At 42.5% G+C, this 20739-nt stretch carries 18 protein-coding genes and 1 pseudogene; 3 read left to right on the top strand and 16 right to left on the bottom strand.

What is annotated here, in order from left to right; all coding sequences use genetic code 11:
- Nucleotides 1-87: 87 nt before the first annotated feature.
- The 5 genes from accA to dnaE form a co-directional block, all read right to left on the bottom strand.
- Nucleotides 88-1068, bottom strand: a complete 981-nt coding sequence (gene accA / locus F0342_RS12165) for an acetyl-CoA carboxylase carboxyl transferase subunit alpha (RefSeq protein WP_149156206.1) — start codon at nt 1066-1068, stop codon at nt 88-90.
- Nucleotides 1062-1931 (bottom strand): acetyl-CoA carboxylase, carboxyltransferase subunit beta, encoded by an 870-nt coding sequence (accD, locus tag F0342_RS12160; RefSeq protein ID WP_149156205.1) that lies wholly within the window; start codon nt 1929-1931, stop codon nt 1062-1064. The genes accA and accD overlap by 7 nt, the downstream gene beginning before the upstream one ends.
- A 163-nt stretch (nt 1932-2094) precedes the next feature.
- Nucleotides 2095-2751 (bottom strand): FadR/GntR family transcriptional regulator, encoded by a 657-nt coding sequence (locus tag F0342_RS12155; protein ID WP_262481723.1) that lies wholly within the window; start codon nt 2749-2751, stop codon nt 2095-2097.
- A complete protein-coding gene (gene ystJ / locus F0342_RS12150) occupies nt 2751-3989 on the bottom strand; it encodes an NADP-dependent malic enzyme (RefSeq protein WP_149156203.1) in 1239 nt (412 codons plus the stop codon). The genes F0342_RS12155 and ystJ overlap by 1 nt, the downstream gene beginning before the upstream one ends.
- Before the next feature lie 164 nt (nt 3990-4153).
- Nucleotides 4154-7504, bottom strand: a complete 3351-nt coding sequence (gene dnaE / locus F0342_RS12145) for a DNA polymerase III subunit alpha (protein WP_149156202.1) — start codon at nt 7502-7504, stop codon at nt 4154-4156.
- A 137-nt stretch (nt 7505-7641) separates the two neighbouring features.
- Here dnaE and ytrH point away from each other — a divergent pair, with 137 nt between their 5' ends.
- Both ytrH and ytrI read left to right on the top strand, forming a co-directional pair.
- The gene (ytrH, locus tag F0342_RS12140; RefSeq protein WP_113969604.1) at nt 7642-7977 is read left to right on the top strand and encodes a sporulation membrane protein YtrH; all 336 of its coding nucleotides are present in this window, start codon (nt 7642-7644) and stop codon (nt 7975-7977) included.
- Complete coding sequence (gene ytrI, locus F0342_RS12135) at nt 7974-8477, top strand: sporulation membrane protein YtrI (protein ID WP_149156201.1); 504 nt, start codon at nt 7974-7976, stop codon at nt 8475-8477. The genes ytrH and ytrI overlap by 4 nt, the downstream gene beginning before the upstream one ends.
- Before the next feature lie 352 nt (nt 8478-8829).
- Here ytrI and F0342_RS12130 read toward each other — a convergent pair whose 3' ends face one another.
- The 5 genes and pseudogenes from F0342_RS12130 to F0342_RS12110 form a co-directional block, all read right to left on the bottom strand.
- Nucleotides 8830-9684: a phosphotransferase family protein gene (locus F0342_RS12130; RefSeq protein ID WP_149156200.1), complete on the bottom strand. Its 855-nt coding sequence runs from the start codon at nt 9682-9684 to the stop codon at nt 8830-8832.
- 16 nt (nt 9685-9700) lie between these two features.
- Nucleotides 9701-10573, bottom strand: a complete 873-nt coding sequence (locus tag F0342_RS12125) for an alpha/beta fold hydrolase (RefSeq protein ID WP_149156199.1) — start codon at nt 10571-10573, stop codon at nt 9701-9703.
- Nucleotides 10574-11065: 492 nt separating this feature from the next.
- Nucleotides 11066-11884 carry a lipid II flippase Amj family protein gene (locus F0342_RS12120; RefSeq protein WP_149156198.1) on the bottom strand — a complete coding sequence of 273 codons (819 nt, stop codon included), beginning with the start codon at nt 11882-11884 and terminating at the stop codon, nt 11066-11068.
- A 120-nt stretch (nt 11885-12004) separates the two neighbouring features.
- Nucleotides 12005-12231, bottom strand: a pseudogene (locus F0342_RS12115) (LLM class flavin-dependent oxidoreductase); the annotation flags it as partial.
- A gap of 156 nt (nt 12232-12387) precedes the next feature.
- Nucleotides 12388-13593, bottom strand: coding sequence for an MFS transporter (locus tag F0342_RS12110; protein ID WP_149156197.1), 1206 nt, complete (start codon nt 13591-13593; stop codon nt 12388-12390).
- 408 nt (nt 13594-14001) lie between these two features.
- On the opposite strand from F0342_RS12110, the gene F0342_RS12105 reads away from it, so the two are divergent.
- On the top strand, nt 14002-14532 hold the full coding sequence (locus F0342_RS12105; protein WP_149156196.1) for a zinc-binding dehydrogenase: 531 nt from the start codon (nt 14002-14004) through the stop codon (nt 14530-14532).
- Nucleotides 14533-14606: 74 nt separating this feature from the next.
- Here F0342_RS12105 and F0342_RS12100 read toward each other — a convergent pair whose 3' ends face one another.
- The 6 genes from F0342_RS12100 to F0342_RS12075 all read right to left on the bottom strand — a co-directional run bounded on the left by F0342_RS12100 (nt 14607) and on the right by F0342_RS12075 (nt 20641).
- Nucleotides 14607-15059, bottom strand: coding sequence for a GNAT family N-acetyltransferase (locus F0342_RS12100; RefSeq protein WP_149156195.1), 453 nt, complete (start codon nt 15057-15059; stop codon nt 14607-14609).
- A gap of 47 nt (nt 15060-15106) precedes the next feature.
- Nucleotides 15107-15925 carry an alpha/beta hydrolase gene (locus F0342_RS12095; protein ID WP_149156194.1) on the bottom strand — a complete coding sequence of 273 codons (819 nt, stop codon included), beginning with the start codon at nt 15923-15925 and terminating at the stop codon, nt 15107-15109.
- A 17-nt stretch (nt 15926-15942) separates the two neighbouring features.
- Nucleotides 15943-16959 (bottom strand): FecCD family ABC transporter permease, encoded by a 1017-nt coding sequence (locus F0342_RS12090; RefSeq protein ID WP_149156193.1) that lies wholly within the window; start codon nt 16957-16959, stop codon nt 15943-15945.
- Nucleotides 16946-17962, bottom strand: coding sequence for a FecCD family ABC transporter permease (locus F0342_RS12085; protein WP_149156192.1), 1017 nt, complete (start codon nt 17960-17962; stop codon nt 16946-16948). The genes F0342_RS12090 and F0342_RS12085 overlap by 14 nt, the downstream gene beginning before the upstream one ends.
- Before the next feature lie 19 nt (nt 17963-17981).
- Entirely contained in the window at nt 17982-18950 is a 969-nt protein-coding gene (locus tag F0342_RS12080) for an ABC transporter substrate-binding protein (protein WP_149156191.1), read from the bottom strand.
- Between the two features lie 74 nt (nt 18951-19024).
- On the bottom strand, nt 19025-20641 hold the full coding sequence (locus tag F0342_RS12075) for an AraC family transcriptional regulator (RefSeq protein WP_149156190.1): 1617 nt from the start codon (nt 20639-20641) through the stop codon (nt 19025-19027).
- Nucleotides 20642-20739 lie beyond the last annotated feature (98 nt).

Below are 20739 nucleotides of genomic sequence, written 5' to 3'. Positions count from 1 at the left end.
AAAATACCGTCACAAATCTTTAATTTGATGGAAAATTAATGAAAAAGACTGACAAATGGTATTTCCTATTTGTCAGTCCATAGTTCATTATGATTGTACCCCAATTAAATCATTTAAAACAGAATATTCACCCATCGCTTTAAATTTATCATAGCGATGCTGTATCAATTCATCTTTCTGCATTGGTATTAATTCTTTCAAGGATGCCTTTAATACATCATTGATATATTGTGCTTGCTCTTCGACATCTTTATGAGCACCGCCTTTGACTTCCGTGACGATTTCATCAATGATTCCAAGCTCCTTCAAATCCGGTGCTGTAATCTTCATGGATTCAGCTGCCCGTTTCGCTTGTGTGGAATCCTTCCACAGTATGGCTGCAGCCCCTTCAGGTGAAATCACGGAGTAAGTGGAGTTTTCAAGCATATGAATATGGTTTCCGACTCCCAGTGCCAGGGCACCTCCACTACCACCTTCACCAATGACCATGCATATAACGGGAACAGTCAAGCCTGCCATTTCTACCAGATTTCTTGCAATGGCTTCACTCTGACCTCTTTCCTCTGCCGCTTTACCGGGATAAGCACCCTTTGTATCAATAAAGCAGATGATCGGACGATTGAACTTGTCCGCTTGTTTCATCAAGCGTAAGGCTTTTCGGTAACCTTCCGGATGAGGCATTCCAAAGTTCCGGCGAATATTTTCTTTCGTATCTTTCCCTCTTTGGTGTCCGATGATGGTTACGGGGACATCATGAAATTTCCCTACGCCTGAAACAATGGCTTCGTCATCCCCATAAAGACGGTCTCCATGCATTTCGATGAAATCCGTAAAGAGATAGCCGATATAATCAAGCGTCGTCGGGCGATTGGGATGTCGTGCTACCTGAACCCTTTCCCAAGGCTTCATGTTTTCATAGATATCATTTTCAAGCTTCGTGAGCCTGCTCTCCAATTTCTCGATTTCATTTGATAAATCGACGTCTGAATTTTGAGTGAACTCCTTCAGCTCGGCTATTTTTTTCTTGAGCTCAAGTACAGGCTTTTCAAATTCCATCTCATTTACCATGGCAGATCACCGTCCCACTGATGTATATCAAGTACTGTCCCGATTTTCTCTTTTAACTCGAGCCTCGAGATGACTCCGTCAAGTTGACCATGTTTCAATAAAAATTCGGATGTTTGGAAGTCTTCCGGTAAGTCTTCCCTGATCGTCTGCTCAATGATCCTCCTGCCTGCGAAGCCAATAAGTGCACCAGGCTCAGCAAAATTATAATCCCCTACGGACGCGAAACTTGCGGATACCCCGCCTGTCGTTGGGTGCGTCATGATAGAGATGAAGAGTCCTCCATTTTCGCTTAATCGATTAAGGGCTACACTGGTCTTGGCCATTTGCATCAAGGAAAGGACACCTTCCTGCATTCTCGCGCCTCCTGATGCCGTAAAGATAATGAACGGGACTTTTCGATTGTCGGCTTCTTCGATGGCTCTCGTAATTTTCTCACCGACTACAGAGCCCATACTTCCCATTCTGAAGCGTGAATCCATGATGGCCGTAACCACTTCGATTCCGTTTACCTTACCTGAACCAGTTAATACTGCTTCATTCATACCTGTCTTCTTACGATCCTTTTCTACTTTCCCTTCATAATCAGGAAAGCCCAGTGGATTCCCGGAAACAAGATCATGATCAAGCTCCTTAAAGGTACCTTCATCTATAAAACTATCGACTCTCTCTGGTGAGCTCATCCCATGATGGAATCCGCAATGAATGCACACCTTTAAGTTTTTTTGAAGTTCTTTCGTGTACATGATCTTTTTGCAATCAGGACATTTGGTCATGATTCCTTCTGGAACGTCATGTTTAGCCGCTTCAGAAGGAATCGTTGCATATTTTTTCTTTTTGGATTTATTAAAAAGTTCCTTAAGCAAGGTGAAACCTCCTTAACTAATTACAGTAGCTTATACGTCTTCTGAAGGAAAAAATGAAGGTGATAAATACTTAAAATCAATTTCCCAGGGACAGCTTCCGCTTTCGTTTCTAGTAGTAAATGCACGCTATATAACTGCTTGCCTATCAGTTTAATGGAAAGTTTTAAAAAAAGATGTTGGATATTGTCGCATCCTTATCGACAATTTCCCTAACCCTTTTATACGTCTCTTGCACGGTTTCTTTATCTTGGTTTTCTATCCCTTGAAGCATTCGGGTAATCTCTTCTCTCATTTGATCGGTTATATTGATTTCTCCACAAATCAACGTTTCAAAATCATTTAAGATATTCCAAATCCGTTGAGCCAAATGATTGGCGTTCATCATCACGATGTCCCTGAACACATCATCCAGGTTTTCCGCTTCTGACACTTTCTCCAAAAGAGCATCCATCTTCTTTTTTTCTGAAAATAGATCTTTCAGCGCTTCCTTTTCAATCATCATTTTCGTATAAAGAATATCTTCCTGGGCTTTGTGGTCCTGGAGGATGAACATTCCTAATAAATCGATGAGGTGATGATCCCGAAAATCCCTTAAAAAGGTACCTTCGCCTCTTTTGGTTTCAATCAGGCCCAACAATTCCAATGCCCGTAATGCTTCCCTTACAGAAGAGCGCCCAACGTTCAAACGTTCGGACAGCTCTCTTTCAGATGGGATTTTATCGCCGGGCTTGAGGCCGTCTTTAGATATCATTTCTCGTAATTGGTGAACAATTCCAATATATACTTTAGCGTGGGAATGGAGAGAGTTCACTTCTGTCATCATTCACTCTTCCCGATTACCGCTAAATCTTCTGTCTTTTTGCGAATATCTTCCGGATCCACCTTTAAACGGGCTACTCCCGTCTCCATGGCGGCCTTTGCAACTGCAGCTGCTACAGCAGGTGCAACACGCTTATCAAATGGTGCAGGGATGACGTAATCCTCATTCAACTCGTCTTCTCCAATTAAAGCCGCAATCGCTTCAACAGCAGCTTGTTTCATCTTCTCATTAATATGAGTCGCGCGAACATCCAGTGCCCCTCGGAAAATGCCCGGGAATGCAAGGACATTATTCACCTGATTCGGAAAATCGGATCGACCGGTTCCGACCACTTTTGCTCCAGCCGCTTTTGCCAATTGAGGCATAATTTCAGGAACAGGATTGGCCATGGCGAAAATAATCGGGTCCTGCTTCATAGAAGCAACCATTTCTTCTGTTAACGCTCCTGCTACAGAAACACCGATAAATACGTCTGCGTCTTTTAGTACTTCTGTCAGTCCACCTTTGATCTGATCACGATTCGTAAACTTGGCTACTTCGTCCTTGATTCCATTCATTCCTTCGGGACGACCTTCGTAAATCGCTCCCTTGGAATCACACATAATGATGTCTCTCACACCATAACGATAAAGGAGCTTAATGATCGCCATGCCCGCAGCACCGGCTCCATTTGCCACTATTTTGATTTCTGACATCTTCTTCCCAACAATCTTGAGCGCATTCACTAGACCTGCCACGGTTACAATGGCTGTACCATGTTGATCATCATGAAACACAGGGATATTGGTTTCTTTCTTCAAGCGCTCTTCAATTTCAAAGCAATTCGGAGCTGCTATGTCTTCTAAATTCACTCCTCCAAAGGTAGGCTCAAGAAGTTTAACCGTTTCTACAATCTTGTCCACATCCGTTGTGTTCAAACAGATCGGAAACGCATCAACACCCGCAAAGCTCTTGAATAGAACGGCTTTACCTTCCATAACAGGCAAGGAAGCTTCCGGTCCGATATTTCCAAGACCTAAAACTGCCGTGCCATCTGAAACAACGGCTACCATATTCCCTTTCATTGTGTAATCGTAAACCGTTTCAGGCTTGTCATAAATGACTTTACACGGTTCTGCTACCCCTGGGGAATAAGCCAGGCTCAGGTCTTCCGCATTCCGGACCTCCACCTTGGATGTTGTTTCTAATTTCCCTTTGTTTACCCGATGCATATGCAGAGCTTCTTCACGCAATGACAATCAACTCACTCCTTCTGATTCTTTACATGCTATATGTCGATTCATGATTCGCATGAATCTTCTAAATGTACATGATATATAGTAAAAAAAAATAAAGTTCAGAGGTGGTCTGACCACCTTTTTCTATTAAACAATAATATAAATATTGGTTTTAGTAAAGTATGTTATTGTAATATGACATTTGCCTCTCCCAGAATCCGCTGCATTTCCCTAAGAGCCTCTTGAGACGGGGACACACGTAAATGGTCCGGAAGCTTGACACTCTTTTTTTCACGTTCATAATAAATGATGACAGGATTCTTCCCTTTGAATCGGTTAATCGTTTGATGAATACGCTGCGTACACGCCTCTTCATCCTGATCGATGGGAATTTTCAAATAGAGCTTTTGATCCCTTGCTTTCACTCTCGCCTGCACTTCTTCCATCGCTTCCACCTGATTCACAATGAACTGAAGCTTATCGTTACGTTCTTCAACATTTCCACCAAACACGAAGATATTCCCTTCTTTTAATTGAGTCATATTATTTCGATAGACATTCGGAAACACCACCGCTTCGATCTCTCCACTTTCATCACCGATTTCAAGAAAGGCCATCACTTCCCCTTTTTTCGTCCGTATGGATTTCACTCCGGTAATATAACCGCCAAATGTGATTTTCGATCCCTTTTGAAGATCGGCTATTTGCTGTAAGCCAAGATCATCATACAGGTGACGGTAGGATGAAACGGGATGGTCAGATAAGTAGAGACCCAGCACCTGTTTCTCGAATTGAAGCTTCGTATCGATCGTCATATCCTCTACCTCGACATGTTTAGGCTTTAACAGGAACGCCTCTTCCTCATGAAATAGATCGGGATCACCATCAGGGTTGACAAGTTCTGCATGCTGGGCCGCTACATCAAGGCTCGCAAGCAACGTGGCACGGTCCATTTCGAATTCATCGAACGCCCCGGACAATACTAAATTTTCGAGAATTTTCCGGTTAATCGTTTTGGAAGATACCCTCATACAAAAATCAAACAGGTCCTGAAATGGTTTTTCTTTTCTGGCACGGATGATTTCCTTTAAAGCAGCTGCCCCTATTCCTTTGATTGCCCCTAAGCTGTACCGGATCTTATTCTTTCCTTCCACCGTAAAGACAAATTGACTCGTATTAATGGATGGGGGCAGGATCTCAATATCATAAAGCTTTGCTTCCCGGATATACTGAGCCACTTTCGTCTCATTTCCCACTACCGAAGTCAGAAGGGATGATAAGAAAAAAGCAGGATAATGTGCTTTTAGATAGGCAAGTTGATAGGCGATCATACTATAGGCAACAGCATGAGAGCGGTTGAATCCATAATCTGCGAATCTGACAATCAAGTCATAAATGGTGTGCGCTACTTCTTCGGTATATCCTTTCTGTGTTGAACCGGAAACAAAATGCTCCCGTTCCTGATCGAGGACATCCTTTTTCTTCTTCGAAACCGCTCTTCTGAGCAAATCTGCTTCCCCAAGTGAGAAACCGGCCATTTTCGAAGCAATTTGCATGATTTGTTCCTGATATACAATGACACCGTATGTCATTTCAAGAATCGGCTTTAAGTCAGGCAAAGGATATACCACCTTTTCCACGCCGTTCTTCCGTTTAATATACGTCGGGATGTTTTCCATTGGCCCCGGACGGTACAACGCGTTAACGGCCACAATATCTTCAAATGAATTAGGCTTCAGCCTTTTTAAAACATTCCGCATACCTTCTGATTCTAGCTGAAAAATCCCATTGGTCAGCCCTTTACTCAATAATTCAAAGGTTTTAGGATCATTCATGGGTATAGACTCAATGGAGAATGATTTATTGGTTCCCATTTGAACGTTCTTCACAATTCTTTCTAATATACTTAGATTCCGGAGGCCGAGGAAATCCATTTTCAACAACCCGATTTCTTCCAGTACATCCATAGGGAATTGAGTCAAGTGGATACCGGAGGCACTGCCCTGTATGGGTACCCATTGAACCAATGGAGCTTCACTCATCACGACTCCCGCCGCATGGGTCGACGTGTGTCTAGGGAGTCCTTCCAGTTTAAGAGCCGTCTGAAATAATTTCTTATAATGATCAGAGCTCGTCACAAATTCACGGAATCCCTTAGACTTTTCATAGGCTTCCTGTAGCGTGATCCCCAACTGATTCGGAACAAGCTTGGATACTTGCTCCTGCTCCTTCATATTCAAGCCAAATACACGACCTGTATCACGCAGGGCTGCCTTCGCTGCAAAGGTCCCGAACGTAATGATCTGGGCAACGTGAAGGCTCCCATACCTCCCTTCCACATACTCGATCACTTCGTCGCGGCGATGATCGGGAAAATCGATATCAATATCCGGCATAGACACCCGCTCAGGATTTAAAAATCGTTCAAACAGCAAATGATGCTCGATCGGATCCACATCTGTAATCCTCAAAGCGTAAGATACCAAGGAACCCGCTGCCGATCCCCTTCCCGGTCCAGTCAGGATCTTTCTTTCTTTCGCATACTTCATAAAATCCCAGACAATCAGGAAATAATCGCTGAATCCCATCCTTCCTATGACGTCGAGCTCATAATCCAATCGTTCTATGTACTCATCGGAAACCGACTCTACCCTTTCACTCAGGCCTTTCTCACAAAGACGGGTTAATTCCTGAAGGGCAGATACTCCCTCAAGCAGAGGATATTTCGGGAGGAGCTGCTGATGGAAAGGGATGGTCAGGTGGCACTGATCGGCAATCTTCAACGTGTTTTCAAGCTCCGTTACATGATCAGAAAACAAATCCACCATCTGCTCTTTGAACTTGAAGTAGTACTCCTGTGAACCCAATACGTCCCGGTCATCTTCTGAGAGCTTCACTCCGTCCCTGATCGCAGCCATGCATTCATGGGCGAAATGATCTTCCTGGTTTAAATACTGAACATCATTGGTAGCCACCATATCCGTCCCCGTCTCTTCGGCCACCTGCTGTAGCAAAGGAATAAGAGTATCTTCAGACGGAATCCCATGCTTTTGGAGGCTTAAGTAAAAGGAATTCCTGCCGAAGATCTGCTGATAGGTGTTGATGCACTCCTTTGCTTTTTCACTTTCACCATTCAATAACAGACTCTCAATCTCACCTTTGATCCCCGGAGTGATCGCAATCAACCCTTCACTATAGGAAGAGAGCCACTTCAACGGGAGCCCAGTCTTAGACTTTGCTCCAATCGCACTCGAAATCTTTAATAGATTCTGATACCCCGTCTGGTTTTTCACGAGGAGAAGAAGGGGATAGGAACCTTCCTCTGATGCAATATCTGCAGTCAACCCGATAATCGGTTTTATGTTTTCTTTTAAACACGCCTTATAAAAGGGGATGGCGGCATACATCATATTTTTATCGGTTAAAGCCAGTGCTTTATACCCTGAATTCTTCGCTTTATGTACAAGTCCATTTATCGATATCGTGCTAGACAAGAGACTATAGGCACTCGCTACTTGTAAATGAACAAATGACATGTTATGCACAACCTTTTTCTCAATATACTTTTATTATAGGAAAGAAACCGCAAAAAAGAAAATATGTTCTCCCTCATATCTTGTCTACTAATCCCATATAGTTATCGTAAAGACACGTAATAGATGGAGATGATGAAATGGCAGAAGCTTTCTTTCCGGAATTGGTTAAAAGTTTTTTCATAGCCTTTGGTGTTTTACTAGGTGGATCCTTACTCGGCGGATTAGCTTCTTTTGCAATGGGACAGCCTTTATTCATTGAAATGTGGCGTTTATCTAATTTCCTTAGGATATGGGCGATTATTGCTGCCATCGGAGGTACATTCGATACAGTCTACAGCTTTGAAAAAGGATTCTTAAATGGTGAAACGAAGGAGTTATTCAAGCAGTTTCTGTTAATACTATCTGCTTTAGGCGGGGCAAACACTGGTGGGATGATCATTAATTGGCTTACACAGGAGCATATTTCATCATGAGAATCCCACCTTTTTACCGGCTTCCTTCCTGGCAGAGATTCTTTGCAGGAATGGTTGTAGGAGGAATCATCAGCTGGATGATTTTTATCTTCATGTTCGGTTCCATGCACGAAAAACAAACGCAATTAATAGAAGAACAAAAAAACGACATCAGCAAACTGAAAAACACCCTGTCTTATCTTCAAGAAGAATACAAACAACTAAACACCGAAAACGAAGACGAACTCACCATCCAGGAAGTCAAAGTGAAGATCATCAACAATACGAAAACAAAAGTCGAATTACTCAGTATACACGAAACAGAGGATCAGTTGAGCGAGGATTTGCGGAGCCTTTTGACCAAAGACTTAGAAACGGTTTACGGGAATAAGGAACTCATCAAGAAGATCATCGAAAACAAAACGGTCAAATTGAATGATAAGTCCTTTAATTTGAAAGTGCGGGAAATGTACTTTTATACGACTACTCAGATTACGTTGGAGTTGAAGTATGAGGAGTGATATTGCTGGACGAACCTGTCAGAGAGGCGTTAGTGCCCTTTGATGAGAGGTTCGTCTTTTGCTGGTAAAATGCTCTTCTTTGCTGAAAATGATTCATTTCTTTTGAAAACGGTTGGGGTATTCCTTTCCTACCTTTCGAAAGCTCTACTTAAAAGGCATTTCAAGTCTACTTATCCCACCTTTTAGATTGTGATTACGTCATTTTCAATCACAATCGCGTCTGAAATGATGCTCATTGCGTCATTTTTTTAATTATTGCGTCTGAAATCATCATAATTGCGTCGTTATTCTGAGTTATCGCGTCAATTTCCATATTATTACACAACCGTGATGACTGAGGAACATGTTGGAATTATCTATACTCTCTCATCCCACTCTCAAATGCTTCCGGATCATCATTCTCAACTCCATGGAGCGCTTCTTGCAATGCGAATGTGCTCTTATAAAATGTCATTCTTTCAAAGATTCTTTCCCCATCCGGATACATACTCAGGCACCTTTTAACGAAAGGCTGGCCGTAACTGGATAATAAACCTGCAAAGTCATATGCAGGGTCGCCTATTTCCGTTTCCCCAAAATCTATGATTCCCGTTATCTCTTCCCGTTTTGAATCCCACAAAATATTAGATGCTCCAAAATCTCCATGGATAAGAACGGTGTTGAATGATAGAAGTTCCTTATTCGATAAAAACCTTTCTAAGTTATGATCGATTTCAGACTTGGATGTTTCATTCATATACGGGAAAAGCTTATTTTTAAATTTCCCATATAAACCTACGATCGAATTCCGTACATCTTCAGCGCTCTTCTTCTCAATTCCTAAACTGTCGACAGGTTGAGAGTGCAATTCCTTCAAAAATTGAACCAATTGGGAAGCTATGCGTTCTTCGTTATGAATGTTCTTCTTCATATCGTGCCATAAGGGAGTACCTTCAATGCGTTGATAGCCGGTGAACACTTTTCCTACTTCATTGGGTTCCATCGATTTGTACTGAGGATATGGGATGGGTAAACTGAGCTTCCCCCTAATCTGTTCCAGGACTTCGGTTTCTTTTTTTAATTTTTTTATCCCTTCTACATACTTCGGGAACCTGAAGACGAAGGTATCATTAACGATTAGTACATCATTATTCTGACCAAGATCAATGACTTCACTATGATTTATGTTTAACTCTGGATACAATTCTCTTATTCTTTCTTCATGCATCGACTAAATAACCTCCTCACTGTCTTCTTTCAAAAGAATCATCATGATTTTCCTTCAAAAACAAATCATACTCATCCGCAAATCGCTCTGCCTCTTCCAGGAATGGATAATGGTTACTTTTCTCAAAGATTACTGATCTAGAGTGAGGTATACCTTCAGCCATCTCAATGGAATACGTTAAAGGACATTGGACATCATATCTGCCACACATGACTAAAGTGGGGACTGAAATATACTCCAGTTTTCTACTGACATCATAAACTTGTAATTCACGGATAAAAAAGTTCATTCGTGCAGCAGACAACCCTTTATGAATGTCGAGTGAAAAAAGCTCACCATATTTTTCAGGAGAGTATAAAGACAATTTCGTCCTTTCCACCGTTAGTTCTTTTCTTTTTTCTATTGGTAAATCCGACTGTTTTAACGTTTCTATCAGTTCCTGCATCCTGTGGAAATCCGGGTGCGCAGAATTATAAATGCACTCCTTTGAGAAGGTCATATATTCTCTCGCAGCTGCACCGACGATCACATTAACTTGGAGACTTTCCGAGAAATAGATTCCGTAAAGTATCCCTAACATTCCCCCAGTTGAATGACCGGCGAACCCCCATTGAAGAAACCCTAATGCTTCCCGAATCGCTTCCAACTCGAATATGGATTCCAGCATACTCAGCTGATAGGGTTCGTTTGCTTTCTCTGATTGACCTGCTTCCCGTAAGTTGATTAAAAAAACTTGGTTTGTCCTTGTAAATGACTCTGCAAAATAGTCACCGGTTTGGTTGAATTCTGAATAATGGTGGGTCACACAAAGCGGGGCTCCCTGTCCCTTGATAAATAGCTCAAATACTCCGCGTGTTGTATGTAGTAATTTCCTTTTCCATTTCCCCATAATCACGTCCCTTTCTGAGCTAAAATGTTTAGCAATGTTACCAAAAAGCCCTCTTTTAAGATAAAATTTTTTGTATTTTAATGATGGTGATTACACGACTTACTTAAAATAATCCTAAATAAGTAAATAAAATTATTAACACCACATACTTATAAGCATTGCTTGATGATTTTTTTTTGTTTGTTTTCCTTTTTATTTCTATGGTTAGAAATGCAAGGAAAATAATGATCAATACATATGTAATAGCTTCCCTTATTGACGACAGTCCACTCATAAGTGTTAACAGTAAAACTAAACTCACGATGAATATGAATGTTAAAGGAATATACTCAGGTTTAAATTTGATGTAGTGCAAGGGAATCACCCCCAATGGTTTCTTTCATTCAGACTGCTCTCCCATTAGAATGAAAATATAAAATAGATAAGCTTAACCTAAAACACTTTCTCTCTCAGAGCACCTTTCATCTCCTGATGTAATATCATAGTTTTGTATTAATGAACAAAAAACTGAGACATCCAAGCAATATAGTATGAGCCCGGGATAAAGATCAGTTGCGCGATCACTGTCCCGAACAATCTTGAAATGATCATCATGATGGAAAGACCTTTTAATTCTGTATATTTCCCCTTCCCATTTGCCACATCATCAGCCAACACGGAAATCTTTGGATCAATGAACAGGGTAAGTAAAATGGTTGCGATACCATTGATCAACCCCGAAGCCATGGTCGCACTGTGTCCTCTATCAGGTACGATGATAGCAGCATATAGCGCAGATAGAACACCAATCGTGTAAACCGCTGTAATCATCATATTGATGAAAAACAACCTCTTGGGAATTGCCCTAAAGTTAATTCCCTCCAAATATCTTTTACCCGGCTTGGAAATATGATTGATCCCCCTTTTATAAAGGTCATTTTTAAACCCAAGCTTGATTAATCGGGGAACAGAACCTCCCTGCTCTGAAAGATGGATAATCCCTCTGGAGAACAAAGCAACGAATGTAGGCAATAATACAATTCCCAGGATTGTCCCTAAAGTCGAGGCACCAATCAACACCCTGAATTGCCCTTCTATCACTTCTAATTCTCTGCCCTCAGGTGCAGCATCGATGAGACCGCCTGTAAAAGGCTGTTGCATCATATTCGACATCCTTGAAACAATGACCATCATATTAAACAAAGATAGACCCGAAGCAATTAGCTTCACCCTTGCCCCGGATAACCGGACAGCATAAGCAAGGGTTTCAATGCTATGTATAATCAGAATAAATAGTGCAATCGATATGACTGGTAACGAAACAAATTCCACGACGACAACTCCCTTTTTTATCCAAACATATTATAGCATTAAAAAAAGGAACATTTCGTATTTTTGAAATGTTCCTTGAATTCGATGCTAAAGCTTTTCTCTATTTTCTATACAGATCTAACCCACGGCGGGATCTCCGAAGTTTGGATCCTCAAGGAGAACATCCCTGAACCAAAGGCTTGTGAAACCAAGTTTCTCTGACAATTGTACCAGTTCTACCTGCTTTTCCATCGTCGGGGTGTCGAAACGATAATTTTCAAGGGGGATGTGAAGACCTAACGTCAACTCTCCCTCTTTGTACATGTGTACATGCGGTTATAGGCTTTGTGATGTAAGAATGGATTCATCTTTCCTTCTCCCTTTCTTCATTTGACAGGCGGCGTTTAGTGCCGCCCCTGTCAAGATAGTCATAACAATACCTTTTTCGGTGGTACAATGTTTCTTCCATTGATTCATTGATTCACTCGATCTTTCAATACTTGAACCATCCCAACGTCTACCCTTTAGGCTGACTTTCGTTCGATCCCGCGGAGCCAAGCCGTTAACAGTACAGCTCCTGCCACCATGATGGCACCGATCCATGGGGTATGGATCAAGCCGATTCCATCCAAGATCATCCCACCGACAAAGGAACCGATCGCGATCCCGATGTTAAATGCCGCGATATTCAAGGCTGACGCCACATTGACTGCTGACGGTACATACTTTTCAGCCAGGTTGACAACAAGGATCTGCAGCCCTGGCACGTTCATGAAAGCGAATAATCCCATTAGGAAGATCGCGATCAGACCTGCCACTTTAAATGGTGCTGCGAATGTTAGAACTAATAGAATGATGGCTTGCATAACAAACATCCAGAATAACGCTTTTAAAGGACTCTTGTCAGATGCTTTCCCTCCGACGACATTTCCGATGGCAACGGCAATTCCGTATACAAGAAGGATGATACTCACCCATTTCGCGCTGAATCCCGTCACGTCTTGCAGCAAAGGTGTTAAATAAGTGAACGCGACGAACGTCCCACCATACCCAAGTGCTGTGATCGCAAAGGCTAATAGTAATCGCCCATTCGTTAGAATCTTCAATTGTTCGCTGAACTTAGCTGGTGGTGCTTCTTTTAAGTTCTTCGGTACCAGGATGGAACTAGCGATGATGCCTACGACACCGAGAAGGGCTACTCCCCAGAATGTGGCTCTCCAGCCGAATGCCTGACCGATGAATGTCCCGAGTGGTACTCCTGTAACCGTTGCGACCGTCAATCCAGTGAACATAAAGGCAATCGCACTGGCCCGCTTATGGGCAGGTACTAAATCGGCGGCAATTGTCGATCCGATTGAGAAGAAAATTCCGTGTGAGAATGCCGTGATAAATCTGGCAACGAGCAATAACCCGAAACTGGTGGAAAATGCTGCAACCGAGTTCCCAACGATGAATATAAGCATCAATGACATGAGAAGGGATTTCCTGTTCATCTTACTGGTCAGTGCGGTCAACACAGGAGCCCCAATGGCCACTCCGATGGCATAGCCTGAAATCAATAGTCCTGCGAGTGTAATCGATATCGATAAATCATCGGCAATCGATGATAATAATCCAACCGGTACAAATTCTGTTGTCCCTATTCCAAAGGCACTAATGGCAAGGGCAAGTAACGCCGGTGTGCCACTTTTCGTTTTTGACTGATCTATTGTAGCTGAGGTTGAACTCATAACGTTTTATTCCTCCTTGGATAATTCGTTTATTAGAATAGGAAACGAAGGCGCCTTTCGTTTCTCTGTACACATCATAATAATGGGTACAAATAAATATTTGAAGTACACACTTTTAAGTCATGTAGGTACTTTTTTGTAACCTAGGGACTTCACAGTGCCTATACACCTTTCAAACCTCTTCTGTAAAATCCAATAGGTACGTTTGAAAAGCTAAACTGAATTATGAACGAGATGGACGCTTTTGAGAAGAACGCACTTTGAAGTGGCATAGGCACCTGGAAGTACCTATGGCCAAGATTGGTCGTGGAAGAAAGACTGTAAGGTATGATATAAGCTCATTCCTAGTCAAAAGGAAAGGAACTGGTTACACTAAAATGAATGAAGTGATAAAGGTGGAGGTACATAATGAAAGCACTCGTATTTGAAAAGTTTGGTGGACCGGATGTCCTCCATTACCAGGAAATCGCTTCTCCCGTAATGGGACCTGATGAAGTTTTAATAGAAATGAAAGCAATCGGTCTGAATTTCGCGGACGTTTACAGAAGAAAAGGAAATTATCACTTAGCAGGAGATGTGACTGAAGGTAACGGGGCGGACGTTGTATTTGAATCCGTAGGTTCAACGTTGATGGACAGTTTTGAAATCACTCGTGTCGGAGGGACGGTAGTATTTTTCGGTATGGCTGGAGGAGATCCTGTTTCTGTTGATCCCCGAATGCTGATGGACACTTCGAAAACCCTGACAGGCGGAGACCTATGGAATGTATTGACGTCTCACGAAGAACGGGTATCCCGCTCCCACGAGTTATTCGGATGGATCCAAGAAGGAAAGTTAAAGGTCTCTGAACCAACGGCCTTTCCTTTAAGCGAAGGTGCTAAAGCCCATGAATACCTGGAAAGCAGAAAAAGTACAGGAAAGATTTTATTGATTCCGTAAAAAAGGGTAGACACAACGAAATAAACCCGTCCCATGTACGGACGGGGTTTATTTTGGTGTCAACCTCTTGCCATCTATAAATCCTGAGCTAACCGAATCATATCCCTACATTGGATCCCATTTTCATAAATTTCTTCTGAATAATGCCTAATGAAAAAGTCCATATCCACACCAACCATTCTAAATCCACATTTCTGATAAAGAGCCAATTGGCCAATTCCAGAATTACCGGTGCCCACTTCAATGGTCTTGTAGCCTTTGGACCTTGCCACCTTAACAGCATCCATCACCAGCTGCTTTCCAATCCCTCTGCCATGCATCTCTTCTGCAACCGCCACATTCACTAGCTCGATGGTCTCAGGTCTTGTTGGAAGTAGTACATACACTCCAACCATTTTCTGTTCAAGTTTAGCTACAAAGCACTCTCCCCGAGTAACATATTCTTTTACGATTTCTTCTGAAGGATCGGCCAATAGCAGTAATTCCATTGGAAGATCTTCATCTGTCTTTCGTTTTCTGATGATCATTTTTTACCTCGCTTAAAAAATTGGGATTACTTTTATAAGTTATTATACTACCCGTTTGCTGAAAAGATAAAAGGCAACGATTTGCTTATAAGTGGCGGTAAGACCGATACATGACCTTCTCCTGCGAACTCAATGAATGTAACATTCAACCCCTGGCAGGACTGGAGACGGTCTGCCATTTCCTTTGCTAGATCCCCCATATTAGTATGATGCCATTGCTCGTGTTCTCCTAATCCGATCAATAAATTGGCACTGATATTTTCGCTTTCCGACTGTTGGAGAAACATTTTCTCCTTTTGATAAATGATCTCATTATTCCAATGAATGGATGGACTGCCGGCTATGTAGGTCTTAAAGGAGGCAGGACGTGTAAACAAACTGTTCAAGACATACAGCCCGCCTAATGAATGGCCAAAAATCGCTTGATTGTTCTTGTCAACAGGATAGCTATAATCCAATTCAGGCTTTAATTCTTCTTCAATAAAGGAAGCAAATACCTCTGCCCCTCCATGCTCAGGCCAGGGGCTACCATCAGGCTGTTCCGGCAAATCGATTTCAGGATTCCCCATTGTGTAATCAGTAAAGCGCCGTGATGAAAAAGGGGCTTCCGTTTCATACCCAATGCCAACAATGATGGCAGGGTATACGCCTGTTTTCTCCGGTTTCCTTGACTGAATCCGCATCGCTTCCACTACCGTTGCGAATATTGCATTACCATCCAGGAGATAGATGATCGGGAAGCCTTCAGAGGGAGGTTCCTCTTGTGGAGCGGAGATCAAAATCCGGTATGGATGACCTTGGTTCGATATCATTGTATGCTGTGTTGCCCCTGCAATTGTAAATGGTTGACGATTTTCTGCCTTCATCCTTATTCCCCTTTCTTTTACACTTTCACCTTCAATAATAGAAAAACAAAATATGGTACGCCGATGATCGCAATGACGATTCCGACTGGTATTTCTGCAGGTGCTACAACGGTTTTGGCAAGGAAGTCAGCACCAACTACCAACACCATCCCAACAAGTCCGCTTAGCGGCAGTATCCTGTTGTGCCCGTTGCCTGTGAGGGACCTGGCAATATGAGGTGCGATCAGCCCGATGAACGATATGCTCCCTGCCACCGAAACGGAAGCACTGACCAGGCCGATACAGCTCAATAGCAGAATGGCTTTTTCCTTCTTGACGGAAACCCCTAATCCGATGAGGGATACTTCCCCCAACCCAAACAAATCAAGAATATATGATTTCCGTAAGATAATCGGTAACAGGATACATAGCCATGGAAGGATCGAAAGGATGAAGAGCCAATTCGCACTGTAAATGCTGCCCGATAACCAAACCGTCGCCATTTCAAAATCCTGTGCATTCATTTTAAGAGACAGATAGATTGTGAATGCCCCAAAACCCGAACCGATGGCTATCCCCGTCAGTAAGAACTGCCTCGAATCAAGCCGCCCATTCTCCCATGATATCCAAAAAATGATAAGGGCAGCTACTAGTCCCCCAATCAATCCAAACAGAGGCATAAGCATGATCATGACCCAACTGGTTTCTGTCACCTGTTGTTGAAAGAAATACATGAACAAGACGATGGCGGCACCTGCACCACTATTGATCCCCACTATTCCCGGATCTGCCAGCCCATTCTTCGTGACACTTTGAAGAACGGCTCCGGCTACGCCAAGCCCAAGTCCGATCAGCATGGCCAGAACGATTCGTGGGAGCCTGAATGTAAACACTACCAGATCCAGATCTTCAGACGGATTCAGTCTAAAGAACGCTGAAAACACTTGTTGAATGGTAAGTTCATAGATTCCTCCAGTCAAGCTCACATAAATCAGGAATAGTAATAAAAGAACCCCTGATACCATTACGACAATAAAAGAATTACCCTTTTTCATACTGTCTGATCACTCCCCTCTTCTTTATCAAGTATAGAAAGAAAGGAACACCAATCAGAGAAGTGACGACACCGATCGGTGTTTCGAAAGGATAATTCATATACAGACTCATGGAGTCACATAACGTTAAAAAGATCCCCCCCAAGATACCCGCACACGGAATGACCCGTCGGTAGTCAACACCGATCAAGAACCGTGTTATATGAGGAATGATCAATCCTACAAAGCCGATTTTACCGACTAAGGCCACCGATATCCCTGTCATGACGATAACCGATAACATTGTTAAAGATTTCACGATACCCTTACGCTGTCCAAGCCCTGCTGACGTTTCTTCTCCCAGTGACAATATCGAAATCGACCGAGAGAGGGAAAGGGCAAGCAACATGCCGATAACGGCAAATGGAAGCGTAAAGTACAGAAGCCCGGAATCGATTTGATGAAGCCTTGCATTATACCAGAAACTCATAGTTTGAGACACTTGATAATAAGAGGCCAACGCAGCAGATACGCTGCTCAAGAACGTTCCTATGATTGTACCGATAATCGCAAGCTTGACGGGTGATAAGCCGTTCCTGACTAGGGAGGACACGCCAAAGACGATGCCTGCACCTGCTGCAGACCCGATTAATGAAAGGGTCATCAGTTGCAGGGAAGACAATCCTTGAAAGAATATGACCGATAGCGTAATCGCAAACCCCGCTCCATCGGACACTCCCATAATGGAAGGGGATGCCAAGTAGTTCCTTGTCATCCCCTGCATTAACGCACCCGACATCGCAAGTAATGCCCCGATTGCCATCGCACCTATCGCCCTAGGTATCCTGGACGTTACGATCACATTATGTTGGATATTGTCTGGATCATATGAAAATAGTACATTCATGATTTCAGCGGTGCTGATGGTCGTAGATCCGCTGCGCACGGATATGAACAGAGAAAGAAGTACTCCTACCGGTGATACTAACAATATGATTTTATACAATGTACTTCTCCTACCCATAATACCCATCACCTTTTTGTTAGTGTGCCAGTTTGTCCATGACCACTTTCAAGAACTCTGTCTTACTCAAAGCTGTTCCCCCTGCAGCAAGTGGTGGAACGGAATTATAAAATATGTCATCATTTTTTACCGCTGTGATGCTTTTGAAGATGGAATTTCCTTTTAAATCTTCTAACGCTTGTGGTGAGTCGGCATTTTCCCCTTCCTCAAATTGCACGAATAAGTAATCCGGATTCATTTCAGCCAGCTTCTCAAGCGAGATCATTTCCTGACTCTTTGAAGCCTGGATCTCTTCAGGGACAGGCAGTCCTAAATCGTTATAAAGGACAGGATTGAAATACACGTCAGGAGAATAGACAAAGAAATTCCCTCCTCTGATGCGGACCATCACAACTTCCTTGTCGCTCATAGTCTTTTTGAAGTGTTCCTTCCCTTCAGCTGCTTCCTTCTCATAATCTTCGATGATTGTTTCTGCCTCTTCTGTTTTATCACTCAGTTTTGCCAACAGCAACAGGTTTTCTTTCCAATCCGTTGATATATGGGAAATAGGAATCATAGTCGCAACTTTATTTAAACTTTCCACCACTTCCGGCTGGAACTTAGAAGTTCCCAAAATGACATCCGGATCCATCTGTAGTAATAATTCACTGTTCGGCTGCCTCTTATCGCCGATTTCTTTAGCTTCTGACATGGAATCCCCAAGGTATTCAGGGAATGCTCCTCCTGTTGCGATGGCTCCGATCGGTTTCACGCCAAGTATTGCCGCATCCTCCATCGCTTCCTGACTTGCCGTGACGATTTTGTCACTGTCGGCAGGAACCGTATATTCCTCACCAAGATATGTGATCGTTTGTTCCTTGTTTTCTTCAGATTCGGTTGTTGCCGCCACCTCAGATGTTCCTTCTTCTTTATCTGCTGTGCCTTGATTGCCGCATGCGGCTAATGTAAATAGCATGACTAACAGCAATGGCATAAGTAGTTTCTTCATAACTCTTTCTCTCCTTTTTTATCTCTTTCGATAATGATAATCATTATCATTTATGATTATACGTCAGCTTGTTTTCATTGAACATGGACATTTTCCGTAAGATCATTTGTACTCTTTCCATATAACTTTTTCAGCTCTTCACTAATCACCCTGCCGTGGGCGCTGGGCGAATACTCCCTCCAAGGATCGGATGAGAGGATATGAACTTGATTTCCCCTAACACATCGAATATCATTCCATGCAATGTTCTTCTGAAGAGAATTCCAGCTTTCTAGTGTTTTAGACTCCTGACAAATATTTAATAGAATGTGATCTGGATCGATTTCTGCAAGTTCACCCAATGTAATGATCTCCGACTTTTTGGCTGGACTAACAGCAGACAGCATCCCCGCATCATGAAAGAAGACTTCTTTCACTGTACGGCTGTAGTCTAAATATAGCTCGCCATGAAATAGCCTCAAAGGAAGGAAAGTTTCATCTTTAAAACGCTTTTTCATTTGGTTCCTTCCATATATAAGTTGCCTTTCATAATGTCTCATCCATGCTGCACATTCCTCCGTCTCTCCTAAATGATCTGCAATCATGGATAATTGCTTACGCCAATCTTCGTTCCTTGGATAATAATAGACCGGCCCAATCTCTGATAAACTCGCCCGCTCTTCCTCTGAAATGTCATCGTGAGTGATGATCATATCCGGTGGATGGAGAGCAAGCTTATGAATATTTTCCTCCCAGTCTTTATTGATCTGATAAGCGCTTAAATGGACAGGAATATCTTGACGTAGCTGATGAAAATAATAAGAAGTCCATTTCGGATGAATCGGAGCGGCGTAAGGATAAATGTTCAAGGCACATAAATGTCCGATGGTAGACATATCATAAGCAGCAATACGCCGCATCTTTCTTTTACGATAGGCAGATGGGGACATTCCCACTGTCGCCTTAAACTTTCGACTTAAATAAAATTCGTCCCGATATCCCACTTTCTGAGCGATGTCCCGTATGCGATTTTCATTTTTTGAAAGGAGCCGTTTCACTTGGTTTAACCGTAAAGTGGATATATAATCACTTGCGCTTATTCCATACTCTTTTTTGAAAAAGGCAGAGAAGTATTTCGGACTGACGTCTGCCATATATGCCATCTGTTCAATCGAGATTGATTCATGGTAATGGGTATCCAAGAATTTCCTGACTTCTTCAACCGCTATCACTGTATCCTGAATATTTCCTGTCTGTAGAGGTTCAACCAGCTCATTCAAGAGTTGTTCAAACAGGAGCCGCTTTGGAGCGTGTCCATCCAAAGCTTTGAATAAAGCGTCAGTTAAGTCCACCACCTTTGAAAGAGAGCGCGCCGTCACCTCCCCCTGCAAGGGAATTCCCCCCCTGTCTTCAAGTAAGCGATACGCCTCTTCATCCCGCTGATACCTATAAACATCAAACGTGAAGAGGACATACTCTATTGGAGCACTCTTGATCTTAGAACGGATAGCATACACTTGGGATGGATGAATAATATGCAAATTCGATGGTTGAAGGATATATGTATCTTCGGAAATCTCCAGAAACCCTCTTCCATCTTTCACGAACAGGAGTTCAAATGAGTTTGTAAGTTTCCTGGGCTCAGAGATTACTTTCACCCGTTTAATATCATTTAGTCTGCAAACAACATCGTCGATTGAACCATTTTGCAAAGGAATGATCTCCTTTCATCTTCTCTTTATTGATAAATTTCATTTATATCAATTTTTAAACATAACCACTAATGCTTAACTGGTGACCATAAAAAAAG

It is taken from the genome of Bacillus sp. CH30_1T (assembly GCF_008364765.1).
GTDB lineage: Bacteria > Bacillota > Bacilli > Bacillales > Bacillaceae_B > Rossellomorea.
This window is presented reverse-complemented; position numbering and strand designations above follow the sequence as displayed.